Source organism: Streptomyces sp. NRRL B-3229 (genome assembly GCF_000719505.1).
Lineage (GTDB): Bacteria > Actinomycetota > Actinomycetes > Streptomycetales > Streptomycetaceae > Streptomyces > Streptomyces griseorubiginosus.
In genome coordinates, this window is the sequence record NZ_JOGP01000009.1 from 61,143 (window position 1) to 73,411 (window position 12,269).

The 12,269-nt window shown below is 70.9% G+C and carries 14 protein-coding genes and 1 tRNA gene; 12 read left to right on the forward strand and 3 right to left on the reverse strand.

Annotated elements, in window-relative coordinates:
- Nucleotides 1-2,217, reverse strand: coding sequence for a penicillin acylase family protein (locus IF54_RS0116665; protein ID WP_030319238.1), 2,217 nt, complete (start codon nt 2,215-2,217; stop codon nt 1-3).
- Between the two features lie 78 nt (nt 2,218-2,295).
- Here IF54_RS0116665 and IF54_RS0116670 point away from each other — a divergent pair, with 78 nt between their 5' ends.
- The 3 genes from IF54_RS0116670 to IF54_RS0116680 all read left to right on the forward strand — a co-directional run bounded on the left by IF54_RS0116670 (nt 2,296) and on the right by IF54_RS0116680 (nt 4,291).
- A complete protein-coding gene (locus IF54_RS0116670) occupies nt 2,296-3,015 on the forward strand; it encodes a siderophore-interacting protein (RefSeq protein WP_030319240.1) in 720 nt (239 codons plus the stop codon).
- A 99-nt stretch (nt 3,016-3,114) separates the two neighbouring features.
- On the forward strand, nt 3,115-3,702 hold the full coding sequence (locus IF54_RS0116675) for an HhH-GPD-type base excision DNA repair protein (protein WP_030319245.1): 588 nt from the start codon (nt 3,115-3,117) through the stop codon (nt 3,700-3,702).
- A gap of 268 nt (nt 3,703-3,970) precedes the next feature.
- Entirely contained in the window at nt 3,971-4,291 is a 321-nt protein-coding gene (locus IF54_RS0116680; protein WP_030319246.1) for a hypothetical protein, read from the forward strand.
- A 204-nt stretch (nt 4,292-4,495) separates the two neighbouring features.
- Here IF54_RS0116680 and IF54_RS0116690 read toward each other — a convergent pair whose 3' ends face one another.
- On the reverse strand, nt 4,496-6,073 hold the full coding sequence (locus IF54_RS0116690; RefSeq protein WP_030319247.1) for a helicase HerA-like domain-containing protein: 1,578 nt from the start codon (nt 6,071-6,073) through the stop codon (nt 4,496-4,498).
- 171 nt (nt 6,074-6,244) lie between these two features.
- On the opposite strand from IF54_RS0116690, the gene IF54_RS0116695 reads away from it, so the two are divergent.
- Together IF54_RS0116695 and IF54_RS0116700 are read left to right on the forward strand one after the other, a co-directional pair.
- Nucleotides 6,245-6,541 (forward strand): type II toxin-antitoxin system VapB family antitoxin, encoded by a 297-nt coding sequence (locus IF54_RS0116695; protein WP_003999914.1) that lies wholly within the window; start codon nt 6,245-6,247, stop codon nt 6,539-6,541.
- A gap of 99 nt (nt 6,542-6,640) precedes the next feature.
- On the forward strand, nt 6,641-7,282 hold the full coding sequence (locus IF54_RS0116700; protein WP_234438992.1) for a LytR C-terminal domain-containing protein: 642 nt from the start codon (nt 6,641-6,643) through the stop codon (nt 7,280-7,282).
- A gap of 296 nt (nt 7,283-7,578) precedes the next feature.
- Here the strand turns inward: IF54_RS0116700 and upp are convergent, their stop codons facing one another.
- Entirely contained in the window at nt 7,579-8,214 is a 636-nt protein-coding gene (gene upp, locus IF54_RS0116705) for a uracil phosphoribosyltransferase (protein ID WP_030319252.1), read from the reverse strand.
- A gap of 275 nt (nt 8,215-8,489) precedes the next feature.
- Between upp and IF54_RS43910 the strand changes: the two genes are divergently transcribed.
- From IF54_RS43910 to IF54_RS0116740, 7 genes are all read left to right on the forward strand, one after another.
- Nucleotides 8,490-8,750: a hypothetical protein gene (locus IF54_RS43910; protein WP_420790366.1), complete on the forward strand. Its 261-nt coding sequence runs from the start codon at nt 8,490-8,492 to the stop codon at nt 8,748-8,750.
- Nucleotides 8,751-9,085: 335 nt separating this feature from the next.
- Complete coding sequence (locus tag IF54_RS0116715; protein WP_030319256.1) at nt 9,086-9,625, forward strand: hypothetical protein; 540 nt, start codon at nt 9,086-9,088, stop codon at nt 9,623-9,625.
- 47 nt (nt 9,626-9,672) lie between these two features.
- Complete coding sequence (tadA, locus tag IF54_RS0116720) at nt 9,673-10,098, forward strand: tRNA adenosine(34) deaminase TadA (RefSeq protein ID WP_030319261.1); 426 nt, start codon at nt 9,673-9,675, stop codon at nt 10,096-10,098.
- A 79-nt stretch (nt 10,099-10,177) separates the two neighbouring features.
- Nucleotides 10,178-10,262 (forward strand) — tRNA-Ser (locus IF54_RS0116725).
- 101 nt (nt 10,263-10,363) lie between these two features.
- Nucleotides 10,364-10,540: a hypothetical protein gene (locus tag IF54_RS43015; RefSeq protein WP_030319263.1), complete on the forward strand. Its 177-nt coding sequence runs from the start codon at nt 10,364-10,366 to the stop codon at nt 10,538-10,540.
- 19 nt (nt 10,541-10,559) lie between these two features.
- Complete coding sequence (locus tag IF54_RS0116735) at nt 10,560-10,853, forward strand: Dabb family protein (RefSeq protein WP_030319264.1); 294 nt, start codon at nt 10,560-10,562, stop codon at nt 10,851-10,853.
- 206 nt (nt 10,854-11,059) lie between these two features.
- Nucleotides 11,060-11,923: an RNA polymerase sigma factor SigF gene (locus IF54_RS0116740; protein ID WP_030319265.1), complete on the forward strand. Its 864-nt coding sequence runs from the start codon at nt 11,060-11,062 to the stop codon at nt 11,921-11,923.
- Nucleotides 11,924-12,269 lie beyond the last annotated feature (346 nt).

The following is a 12,269-nucleotide window of genomic DNA, read 5'->3' on the forward strand; positions in this document are numbered from 1 at the left end:
TCAGTCTTCCTTCGTCAGGTGCTGCCAGTCGGTGACGACCGGGACGAGATCTCCCCTGAGCCACAAGGGGAGTTGGTCGCGGTGATGGGGTGAGCCGGGGACTCCGGAGGCGCCCAGCGGAACCACCCAGAGGCTGTCCTCGCGGCGGGCCAGGTCCCAGACGTAACGGGCAGCCGGGCCGCGCGCGGCGAGGTCGGTGAGTCCGGGGACCGCCGAGGTGCACAGGACGCAGTCGTGGTCCCCGGAGAGGGCGGCGGCGTCCGGGTCCGGCTCCGGCAGTGCCCGCCAGGGGGCGAGGCGGTGGGTGTCGCCCCAGGTGCCCCGCGGCGGCTCGGCGGCCACCTCCTCCAGGGCCCCGCGCACGACGCCGTCCCGGTCGACGCCGTACAACTCCTCGGCACGCAGGAGGTGTTCGAGGGCGAAGGCGATCCGGGGGAGGAGGCCGAGCCAGGGGAGGAGGACGTCGGGGTAGGCGGGCGGGGCGGTCAGGGCGGCAAAAGCGGGATGGGCCGCCAGTCGTCGTACGACCGCGCTGCGGACGGCGGCGTAGAGGGCGGCCTCACGGCTGTCCGCGGCCATGCGACGGTCCCACCGGAGGATCGTTTCCCTCAAGGTCACGGCCTCGGGGCTCAGCCCTCCCAGCCGCTCCATGCGGTCCAACAGGGGCTGCGCCGAGGCGAGATGGGTGTCCGTGTGGATAGCCGGCATGTCGGCGGGGGACCAGCGGGCCTTCTCCGCCAGCAGGGCCGTGATGCGGTGTGCGCGGTGCGGTGGGGCGAACTCGACGCCGAGGGGGGCGGCGGGGCCGCGCTGGTTGGCCATCACCGCGATGCCGTCGGCGAGACCGGCACGGGGGGTCTCGTGCCAGCCCTGCCATTCGTGGCCGGGCTCCCAGGCGGGCACGGGCCGCAGGCGGTTGGCGGCCGCGCGCACCGGGACCCGGCCGGCGACCCGGTGCAGCAGCCCGCCCTCGGTGTCGGCGGCCTGCACCACGTTCACCGGCTCGACCCAGTGGTCGAAGGCCCGGTCCACGTCGGCGGTGCGGCGGGCACGGAGAAGGGGGAGGAGGGCGCTGAAGCCGAGGTCCTCGGTGACTCGGGGTGGGTGGCGGAGGGACAGGGCGACGGGCGGGTCCGGGAGGGCCAGAGGGTCCGGGAGGGTTGGCTGGCCCGGGAGAACCGACGGGTCGGAGACGACCGACGGATCCGAGGCCACCGGCAGGTCTGAGACGACCGGCGGATCCAGGACGACAGTCGGATCCGAGAGGACCGGTACCCCCTCCACCACTCCCCCGTCCAACCCCTCCGGGCCGCCCGCGATCACCGGGCCCCGGTCGGTCTCGATCACCTCGATCTCCACCGGTGCCTCGCCCGCCACCTCCACGGTCTCGGTGTGCCGGGAGGCCCGGTGCCAGTCGCCGTCCGGGCCGAGGGCCTCGATGCCCGCGCCCGTGCGGCGCAGGCGTTCGCGGTAGAGGTCCTGGTAGTCGGCCATCGCGTTGGTGATGGACCAGGCGACCGTGCCGGCGTGGCCGAAGTGGGCGATGCCGGGGACGCCGGGCACGGCGAGGCCGAGGACGTCGAACTCGGGGCAGGACAGCCGGATCTGCTGGTAGACGCCGGGATCCTCGATGTAGCGGTGCGGGTCGCCCGCGAGGATCGCGTGGCCGGTGCCGGTACGGGCGCCGGCGACCAGCCAGCCGTTGCTGCCGGCGGTACCGGGGCCGTCGGTGGCGAAGAGGCCGACCGCGCCCGGGCCCAGGTGCCGGATCGCCTCGTCCCGCCAGAGCTTGGCCGGGAATCCCGCGAACAGGATGTGTGTGCCGAGCCAGACGCCGAGCGGGGTCCAGGGCTCCCAGCGCCCGGGGGCGAGGCCGGCCCGCGCGAACTCCGGGGCCTCAGTGGTCGGCAGTTCCTCGTTGACGCCGTCGACGTACGCCCGCACCCAGTCGGCGGTCTCCGGGTCCCGTCTCTCCAGCGCGGCGAAGCAGCGTCTCGCCGTGTCGTCCAGGCGGGCCCGTCGCGCGAGGGTGTCCCAGGACAGGGCCCCGGCGCCGAGGAAGGCGGCCGAGGTGCCCCGGGCGCGGTGCCGTTCGACCTCCAGCTGCCAGGCGCGGTCGCGGGCGGTGACCCGGCCCTGGGCGCGGGCGAGTTCCCGCGCGCTGTCCGCGCGGAGGTGGGGGATCCCCCAGGCGTCGCGGAAGATCTCGATGCTCACCCTCACACCCGGCTCTCTTTAAGTTAGGCTTACCTAAGTTTTCCGATGTGGGGATCGTACGCGAAGGGTGAGAAGACCATGGGGCAGGGGCACGGCTGGGAGGGGGCGGTCCTGCGGCTGCTGCGCGCGAAGGACTTCGAGTTCACCGTGACCGGCGCGGAGGACGTCACCGAGGCGTACCGGCGGGTGCACCTCACCGACGGCGGGATGCTCGCCGCCACCGGCGTCCACCCGACGATGTGGGTGCGGCTGTGGTTCTCCGCCGCGGGCAAGCCGCACCAGCGCGCCTTCACCCTGGTCGACCCGGACCCCGAGGCCGGCACGTTCACACTGGAGTTCGCCCTGCACGAGGGCGTGGCCAGCGACTGGGCCCGCACGGCGAAGCCCGGCGACACCATCGAGGCCACGGTCCACGGCACCGGGTTCGACCGTCCCGACCCCGAGCCCTCCCACGTATTCGCCTTCGGCGACCCGGCCTCGCTGCCCGCCCTCAACTCCCTCCTCGGCGCGCTGGACTCCTCCCCCGCGACGGTCTGGTTCGAGGGCGGCGACGAGGGCCTCCCCTTCCGCACCGACCCCGCCCGCCACGAGGTCCGCCGGGTGCCGCGCCTCGACTCCGGCGCCCACCTGGTCTCCCAGGCCCGCGCGGACCTGCCCGGCCTGCTCCGGACCCACCCGGACGCGTACGTCTGGATCGCCTGCGACACGGCGACGACCAGGGCCCTGTCGTCGTACGTCCGCAAGGAACTGGGCGTGTCGAAGGAGCGGGTGGAGGCGCTGGGGTACTGGAGGCCCTGACACGGGGACGGCTGTCGTCCGGTCGCACCGCCTCTCACATGGAGGTTCGCACCGGCCCTCGCATGGAGGGATGACCCGGGCGGGGGCATGATCGGGGGCATGGACGTCACCCTTCACCTCGCCCAGGACGCCGAGGCCGACGAGCTCCTCGGCCGTTCCCCGCTCGCCGCGCTGGTCGGGATGCTGCTGGACCAGCAGGTTCCGATGGAGTGGGCGTTCAAGGGGCCCCGCACCATCGCGGACCGGCTCGGGGCGAACGACCTCGACGCGCACGAGATCGCCGCACAGGACCCGGAGGCCTTCGCCGCGCTGCTCTCCGAGAAGCCGGCCGTGCACCGCTACCCCGGCTCGATGGCGAAGCGGATCCAGCAGCTGTGCCAGTACCTCGTCGAGCACTACGACGGTGAGGCCGAACTGGTCTGGAAGGGCGTCGAGGACGGGCGCGAACTGCTGCGCCGCCTTCAGGAGCTGCCGGGGTTCGGGAAGCAGAAGGCACAGATCTTCCTGGCCCTGCTGGGCAAGCAGCTCGGCGTGCAGCCCGAGGGGTGGCGGGAGGCGGCCGGCGCGTACGGCGAACCGAAGTCCTTCCGGTCCGTCGCCGACATCACGGGCCCCGAGTCGCTGACGAAGGTCCGGGCGCACAAGCAGGAGATGAAGGCGGCGGCGAAGGCGGCGAAGAAGGCCTAGCCGGGCGGACGGCTCCGGCCCCGGAGCCGAAGCCGAAGCCGGAGCCGAAGCCGGAGCCGAAGCCGGAGCCGGAGCCGGAGCCGGAGCAGGGTCCGAAGCCGAAGCCGAAGCCGAAGCCGGAGCCGAAGCCGGAGCCGGAGCCGGAGCAGGTCATCACCCTCAGCCCCAGCACGCCCCGCCCCAACCGCCTGCCTCCCCGTTGCTGCGAACGGGTGAACCCCGTCGCCGAAGTGATGAACCGGGCGCGTCGGAGGGGGAGACGACTTGGGTGAGCACCGTACGACGCCCTCAGCACCGGCTCGGCCTGCTGCGTGCGCTCGTGCTGCTCCTAGTGCTGCTCGTTCCGGGCGCCCCCGCGCAGACGCACGCGGCCCATGTCGTGGCCGGTGAGACCGCCGAGTACGACGTCCTGGACACGGCCCTGCGGCCACCGGCCCGCACCGCCCACCGCACGGCAGCCGCCGTACCCCTGCGACCGGCCCCGCGCCCGGGAACGGCATCCGCCGTCTCCGAGGGCCGCCGGCTCCCGGCGCCCCCGAGGCCGCCGTACGCGCTGCCCGCCCTGCGTTCCGTGGTCCTGCGCTGCTGACCGAGCCCGCTTCCCCGAGCCGGTTCAGCACTCACGCAAGGAACACCGTCATGCCCACCGACCCGTACGCGGTCCTGCGCGCCCTGTTGCGCGCGGAAGCCGCCCGCAGTGCGCCGAAGGCGCAGCACCAGGACCGTAAGCCGCCGGTGAAGGAACCGAAGCGCGGCTGATCCACCGAGGACCGGCGGAGGCGGGGCCGATCGGCTACCGCCTCCGCCGGGCCGTGCCGAAGAGCGAGCGGGTGATCTCCCGCCCGATCTGCGTGCCCAGCGACCGCGCGAGGGACTTGAACACCCCGCTGCCGACGACCTGTTCGACGACGGAGGGGTCGTCCTTGGGCTTCCTGGCCGGCGCGTCCTTCGGCCTCCTGGCCGGTGCCTTCACCTCGTCGGCCATCTCGTCCGGGCCCTTGGCACCCCGCGAACCCAGCTTCTCGTAAGCCGACTCCCTGTCCACAGCCTGTGCGTAACGGCTGTACAGCGGCGAGGACCTGACCGCGGAGTCGAGGGTGCCGGGTTCGACCGGGCCCATCAGGGACTCCGGGGCGCGCAGCCGGGTCGCCGCGACGGGGGTGGGGGCGCCCTTCTCGCTGAGGACCGTGACGACGGCCTCGCCGGTCCCCAGCCCGGTGAGGAGTTCCTCCAGGTCGTACGCCGAGTCGGGGAAGGTCCTCACGGTCGCCTTGAGCGCCTTCTGGTCGTCGGGGGTGAAGGCCCGCAGCGCGTGCTGCACCCGGTTGCCGAGCTGCCCGAGGACGTCGGCCGGTACGTCCTTCGGGGTCTGCGTGACGAAGAAGACGCCGACCCCTTTCGAGCGAATCAGCCGGACGGTCTGCGTGATGGAGTCGAGGAACGCCTTCGAGGCCCCGTTGAAGAGAAGATGCGCCTCGTCGAAGAAGAAGACGAGCTTGGGCTTGTCGGCGTCCCCGACCTCCGGCAGGTCGTGGAAGAGATCGGCGAGCAGCCACATCAGGAAGGTCGAGAACAGCTGCGGCCGGTCCTGTACGGCGGCCAGCTCCAGGACGGACACCATGCCCCGCCCGTCGCTCGCCGTCCGCAGCAGCTCGGCGGTGTCGAACTCGGGCTCCCCGAAGAAGTCGGCCATGCCCTGCGCCTCGAAGGCGGTGAGGGACCGCAGGATGACCCCGGCCGTGGCGGTGGACAGGCCGCCGATGTTCTTCAGCTCGGCCTTGCCCTCGTCGGAGGTCAGGAAGGCGACGACGGCCCTGAGGTCCTTCAGGTCGAGGAGGTCGAGCCCCTTCTGGTCGGCGTAGTGGAAGATCAGGCCGAGGGACTGCTCCTGGGTCTGGTTGAGCTGGAGCACCTTGGCCAGCAGGACCGGCCCGAAGCTGGTGACGGTGGCCCGTACGGGGATGCCGTGCCCGATGCCGCCGAGGGCGTAGAACTCGGCGGGAAACCCGGTGGCGACCCACTCCTGATGCACCTCAGCCGCCCTGGCCTGCACCTTCTCGTTCCGCGCACCGGGCGCCGAAATGCCCGACACGTCCCCCTTGATGTCGGCGAGGAAGACCGGCACACCCTGTGCGGAGAGCTGCTCGGCGACGAGCTGGAGCGTCTTGGTCTTGCCGGTGCCGGTGGCACCGGCGACGAGGCCGTGCCGGTTGAGCATCGGCAGCGGGATCCTGACCTGCGCGTCCGGCAGGCAGGCGCCGTCCCACAGCAGCGCCCCGAGATCGAGGGCGGGCCCGCCGAACGCATAGCCGGAGGCGATCTCCAGGGCCGGCTGCGGAAGGGCGGCGGAAGCGGCTCTTGCCTCCGGCATGGAACGGTCGGCAGTTCCCGTCGGGCCCCCCGTGAGGCCCCCGGACGCGGTCCTTCGCTCGCTCATACCAGACCCCTGTTCCCGCTTTGCCCAGTTTTTGGGCATTTTTTCAAGCGTCGCACTCGCCCGCCATGGCTGCGCCCGGAAGGTCTTGACCGGTAGGCTTTCCGTGTGATCTTCAAGCGCATCGGAAACGGCCGGCCGTACCCCGACCACGGCCGGGAAAGCACCCGGCAGTGGGCGGACGTCGCACCGCGCCCGGTCCGCCTCGATCAGCTCGTGACGACCAAGGGCCAGCTCGACCTGGAGACCCTGCTCGCCGAGGACTCGACGTTCTACGGCGACCTGTTCGCGCACGTCGTGAAGTGGCAGGGCGACCTCTACCTCGAGGACGGCCTCCACCGTGCGGTGCGGGCGGCGCTCCAGCAGCGACAGGTGCTGCACGCGCGTGTGCTCGAGCTGGACTGAGTGACCGCGCTGTAAAGGTTTGGCCCTTTCGGGTTCTCCTGCGCCGCGGTCAATGATCATCTAGTAGGAATCGCCGCCCGAGCGCACTACGCTGCGCCCATGAGCATGCTGACGCCCCCCGGCATGGGCGGTAAGTACCGGATCACGGGAGACAAGTACCCCCGGATGCGTCGGCCCCGGCGGCGCGGCAGGCTCGTGTTCGGCGTGGTGGCCTCCGTCGCAGCGCTGAGCCTGGTGGGCTGGGGCACGCTCCAGCTCATCGACGTGTTCACGGGAGGCGGGGACCAGGCGTCCGCGGCGGGCCCGAAGGCCGACTGCGCGAGCAAGGTCAGCCCCTCGCCCTCGGCACCCACGGCGACGCTGCCCAAGCCGGGCCAGATCACCGTCAACGTCTTCAACGCCACCAAGCGGGGTGGCCTGGCCAAGAAGACGGCCGACGAGCTGAAGAAGCGGGGCTTCAAGATCGGCGACGTGGGCAATGCGACGGCCGCCTACGACAAGAAGGTCAAGGGCACGGGGCTGCTGCTCGGTCCGGCGTCCGCGCTGAAGACGTCCTTGCCGGTGCTCGGCACGCAGGTCGCTGCGGCGGAGACGCGGACGGATACGCGTAAGGGGGCGGAGGTCGACCTGATCATCGGCTCGGCGTTCAAGAACCTGAACAGCAAGGCGGCGGCGGACAAGGCGCTGACTGCGTTGACTCATCCGCAGCCGACGGCCACTTCTTCAAAGAAGAGCTGCTGAGGTCGCCTACGGGGGCGCCGGGTTCGGTTGTTCGTCGGGTGCGGTTCGGTTGTTCGTCGGGTGCGGTTCGGTTGTTCGTCGGGTGCGGTTCGGTTGTTCGTCGGGTGCGGGTGCGTCGCGGCTGGTCGCGCAGTTCCCCGCGCCCCTAGGGAGTTGCAGTACACCTAGGCCATGACGGGACCGTCAGCCGGGCGCGCCCGCCCCCACCGAAGCCGGGCGGGCCGCCGCAGGCATTTCAGGGGCGCGGGGAACTGCGCAAAACGCCCGCCCCCACCGAACCCGCAGACAAAGACCCGCTACTCCGCAGCCCCGTACAACCGGTCCCCCGCATCCCCCAGCCCCGGCACGATGTACCCCTGCTCGTTCAGATGGTCGTCGACCGCCGCCGTCACGACCGTCACCGGCGTCCCCGCCAGCTCGCGTTCCATGATCTCCACGCCCTCCGGCGCAGCCAACAGCACCACCGCGGTCACATCGTCCGCACCACGCTTGATCAGCTCGCGAATCGCCGCGACCAGCGTGCCGCCCGTGGCCAGCATCGGGTCGAGGACGTAGACCTGCCGCCCCGAGAGGTCCTCCGGCATCCGCGCAGCGTACGTCGTGGCCTGGAGCGTCTCCTCGTTGCGGATCATGCCGAGGAAACCGACCTCCGCGGTCGGCAGCAGCCGGACCATGCCGTCCAGCATGCCGAGGCCGGCCCGCAGGATCGGCACCACCAGCGGTCGCGGATACGACAGCTTCACACCGGTCGTCGAGGCGACCGGCGTCTTGATGTCGACCGCCTCGGTGCGCACGTCACGCGTGGCCTCGTAGGCGAGCAGGGTGACCAGCTCGTCGGCGAGACGGCGGAAGGTCGCGGAGTCGGTGCGCTGGTCGCGCAGGGTGGTGAGCTTGTGGGCGACCAGGGGGTGGTCGACGACGTGGAGGCGCATGTCCACAACAGTAACCGGCACCACCGCCGCACTCGCGCTGGCGTCAAACCCCCCGTCCGAGGGAAGGTGGGAGGGACGGACAACAGGGTGGTGAGCCTATGCCTGACCTGCCGGAGCGCGAATCCGGACGGAAGCCGTCACGCCAGAAACCGTCACGGCAGAAACCGTCACGGCAGAAACCGCGACGGACGCGAAACGCGGGCAACCCCGATGGCCCCCGGGACGCGGGAGCCTCCGGGAAGCCCCGGGACGCGCCCTCACACGACGCCCAGGACATCCGCGGCGCCCAGAACATCCGCGGCCCTCAAGAGCCACCTGGCCCCCAAGGGACCTCCGGCGCCCGAGACCTCCCCGGCACCCAGATCCTCCGCGCCCCCCGCAACCCCCACGAGACCGACGCCGAGCGCCGCCGCCGCCGTGCCCAGTTCCTGCGCGACCTCGCCGAGGCCCGCGAACTGCGCGACCGGGTCCAGCCACGCCGCGCGAAGGTCGCCCGACTGCGGCACGCGATGCGCATGCGGACTTTCCGCTGGTAAGAATCCGCACGCGCCCAGGGACGCCGACGCGGGCTCCGAAACCCCGCCACCGACGCCCTCCGGTGCGCTGAACAGGTGCCCGTGCGAAGGCGTTTGGAAAAGCCGCGTACGATCCCGCTCGTGGCGGCGACGAGTGCGCCGGTGAGTCCGACATCGACGTGCCGAGGCGCGTGCGATCAAAACCACCGGACACAGGGTGCCGAAGACGTCCCCTGAACGCCTTGTTTCTGCCACGATTCCGAGTGGGTGGGGCTCGGAGCCCGAGCTCTCCCCGCCCGTAACCTCCGCCGGGGGGACCCCCAACCGGCACGCCTATGACCAGTGGGAGAGTCACGGTGTACTTCGCCGCACTGCTCGCGCGCACCGAAGACGGGTGGGAAGCGAGCGACACAGAGCTGGACGATGTGGAGACCCTGTCGGATCTGGCCGACCTCGCCCGGGAAGCCTCGGCCGAGGACGACACGGTGCTCGTCCTCATCGAGCAGGAGGACGCCTGGTTCGGCGTCGTCCGTATCGACGGTGAGGAAGACCCCCGTATCTACGTCTCGGACGCGGCAGCCGCCGCCCGCAGCTCGTACGGCGAGATCCTGCTCACCGACGAACTGCTCGGAAGGGAGCCCGGCGACGACGACCCCGACCTGGACGCCCTCGACCTCGACGGCACCGAGGACGGTGAGGACGACGAGGACGAGGACGACGACACCACGAGCGGCGGCGGCTCCGCCGAGGCCGTGCCGCACGGTCCGGTCGGTGACTCCACGGTCCTCGACGACCTGGGCGTCAGCGAGAAGGAGCTGAAGTCCCTGTCGGAGGACGCGGTCAACGAGATCGCCGAGGCCCTGGGAGCCTCGGAGGTCCTGGAGACCGTCCGCTGACCGGAGCCACCGCGCCGGACCCGGTGCGCGACCGCTGGCGGGCCGCGATGCGGCTCGCCCTGGACGAGGCCGGCAAGGCGGGCACGGACGTGCCGGTGGGTGCCGTCGTACTGTCCCCGGACGGTACGACGGTGCTCGCCGCCGGCCACAACGAACGCGAGGCGGGCGGTGATCCGACCGCCCACGCGGAGATCCTCGCGATCAGGCGGGCGGCGGCGGAGCTCGGCGAGTGGCGGCTGACCGGCTGCACGCTCGTCGTCACGCTGGAGCCCTGCACGATGTGCGCGGGCGCGATCGTGCAGTCCCGGGTGGACCGGGTGGTCTACGGCGCCCGGGACGAGAAGGCGGGCGCGGCCGGCTCCCTCTGGGACGTCGTCCGCGACCGGCGCCTCAACCACCGCCCCGAGGTCGTCGAGGGAGTCCTCGCCGACGAATGCGCCCGCCTCCTCACGGAGTTCTTCCGGAACCGCTGACGGGACGACGCCAAGACCGGCACCGGGGCGCCGGATACCGATTTCAAACCACGCCCCACCTTGCTGTAAGGTCTCCCTCGGTAGCGTGTCCGAGCGGCCGAAGGAGCTCGCCTCGAAAGCGAGTGTGGCGCAAGTCACCGAGGGTTCAAATCCCTCCGCTACCGCTTCAGAAGGGTCCCGTCGTGAGACGGGGCCCTTCATGCGTACTGATCACCCCGGTTACACTCGCGCCCCATAAGCAACAGCAGAAGCGGGGGAGGCCGCGATGGCGGTGAACGGTAAGAAGATCGCCGTCTATCTGGTCGTGGTCTTCGTCCTGTACGTGATCATCACGGACCCGGCCAAGGCCGCCGACTACGTGGAGATAGGGTTCGAGGGCATATCGGACGCCGCCAAGGCCGTAGGCGACTTCTTCACCTGGCTGGCCGACGGGGCGCACTGACCGAACCGAGGGAGCGCCCATGATCCGCCATCTCGTCCTGTTCAAGCTCAACGAGGGTGTCCAGCGCGACGATCCACGGGTCGTCGCGGGCGAGGAGGCGTTCCGCGCCCTCGACGGCAAGATCCCCGAGATCCGCTTCTGGGAGCTGGGCTGGAACTTCAGCGACCGCCCCATCGCCTACGACTTCGCGATCAACTCCGGCTTCGAGGACGTGGCGGCGCTGCGGACCTACGCCGAGCACCCGGAGCACCAGGCGGGCGTGGCGCTGTGGAAGGAGTTCGCGACCTGGGTGGTCGCGGACTACACCTACTGAGCCTGCACCTACTGAGTCCGCACCTGCCGAGCCCGCGCCGAGCCCACGCTCGGCTCGAGCCCTCAGAAGCCTCCCGCCGGGAACGACGGGAGGCTTTTCCGCGTTCTGGGCCCCAACTCGCTCTTACCTGCTTCTCAACACGGCGTAACCCAACGTTATGCGGTGCTTGCACACAGTGCACATGTCTTGTGATGCTATGACCGCTTTTGACGGATGAGTTGACCAACGAAGAGGTGGCGTTGACCGTGTCGGCCAGTACCGCGCCTCCCCAGGAGGCGGCCCCTCCCCAGGAGGCGGCCCCCCGCAGCCGCGGCGCCGACACACGGGCGCTCACCCAGGTGCTCTTCGACCAGTTGAAGGGGCTCCAGCCGGGCACGCCGGAGCACACCCGGGTGCGGGCGGCGCTCATCGAGGCCAACCTCCCGCTCGTGCGCTACGCGGCCGCCCGCTTCCGTTCCCGCAACGAGCCGATGGAGGACGTGATCCAGGTCGGCACCATCGGGCTGATCAACGCCATCGACCGCTTCGACCCGGAGCGGGGCGTGCAGTTCCCCACCTTCGCGATGCCGACCGTCGTCGGCGAGATCAAGCGGTACTTCCGCGACAACGTCCGCACGGTCCACGTCCCGCGCCGGCTGCACGAGCTGTGGGTGCAGGTCAACAGCGCCACCGAGGACCTGACCACCGCCTTCGGACGCATCCCGACGACCGCCGAGATCGCCGAGCGGCTGCGCATCGGCGAGGACGAGGTGCTGTCCTGCATCGAGGCGGGCCGGTCGTACCACGCCACCTCCCTGGAGGCGGCCCAGGAGGGCGACGGGCTGCCGGGCCTGCTGGACCGGCTCGGCTACGAGGATCCGGCGCTGGACGGCGTGGAGCACCGCGACCTGGTCCGGCATCTGCTGGTGCAACTCCCCGAGCGCGAACAGAGAATCCTTCTGCTGCGCTACTACAGCAACCTCACCCAGTCGCAAATCAGCGCGGAACTCGGTGTCTCGCAGATGCACGTTTCGAGGCTACTCGCGCGTAGCTTTCAACGGCTGCGGTCCGCCAATCGCATCGACGCATAGAGGACCGACGCATGAGGATCGCCGCATAGAGGACCGACGCATAGAGGCGTGGGCGCACAGCCGACGGAACACAGCCGCGGACACATAGCTGTGGGCGCATGGCGGATGCATAAGGGGCGCACGGTCGCACACCCGTAACACCGCAGTTCGCAAGCACTGTCGAGGCGTAACCGGCGCGAGCGAATCGCTCACCGGAGCCGTTCCCGACCTTCTGTGCCGAAATACCGTCAGACCCCCTTTATCCAGGGCGGATTCGCGTCTCACGTGTCGACATGTCACTACAGCGTGTTGCCGACATGTGACATTCTGCCGGAAGCGCGTTTGCCGGGGCTTCGGCTCCGGTATT

Excerpts from the sequence above, each read along its gene's own strand:
- IF54_RS0116670 (WP_030319240.1), top strand. The coding sequence starts at position 2,296 with ATGGGGCAGGGGCACGGCTGGGAGGGGGCGGTCCTGCGGCTGCTGCGC.
- IF54_RS0116675 (WP_030319245.1), top strand. The coding sequence starts at position 3,115 with ATGGACGTCACCCTTCACCTCGCCCAGGACGCCGAGGCCGACGAGCTC.
- IF54_RS0116690 (WP_030319247.1), bottom strand. The coding sequence starts at position 6,073 with ATGCCGGAGGCAAGAGCCGCTTCCGCCGCCCTTCCGCAGCCGGCCCTG.
- IF54_RS0116700 (WP_234438992.1), top strand. The coding sequence starts at position 6,641 with ATGAGCATGCTGACGCCCCCCGGCATGGGCGGTAAGTACCGGATCACG.
- upp (WP_030319252.1), bottom strand. The coding sequence starts at position 8,214 with ATGCGCCTCCACGTCGTCGACCACCCCCTGGTCGCCCACAAGCTCACC.
- tadA (WP_030319261.1), top strand. The coding sequence starts at position 9,673 with ATGCGGCTCGCCCTGGACGAGGCCGGCAAGGCGGGCACGGACGTGCCG.
- IF54_RS43015 (WP_030319263.1), top strand. The coding sequence starts at position 10,364 with ATGGCGGTGAACGGTAAGAAGATCGCCGTCTATCTGGTCGTGGTCTTC.
- IF54_RS0116735 (WP_030319264.1), top strand. The coding sequence starts at position 10,560 with ATGATCCGCCATCTCGTCCTGTTCAAGCTCAACGAGGGTGTCCAGCGC.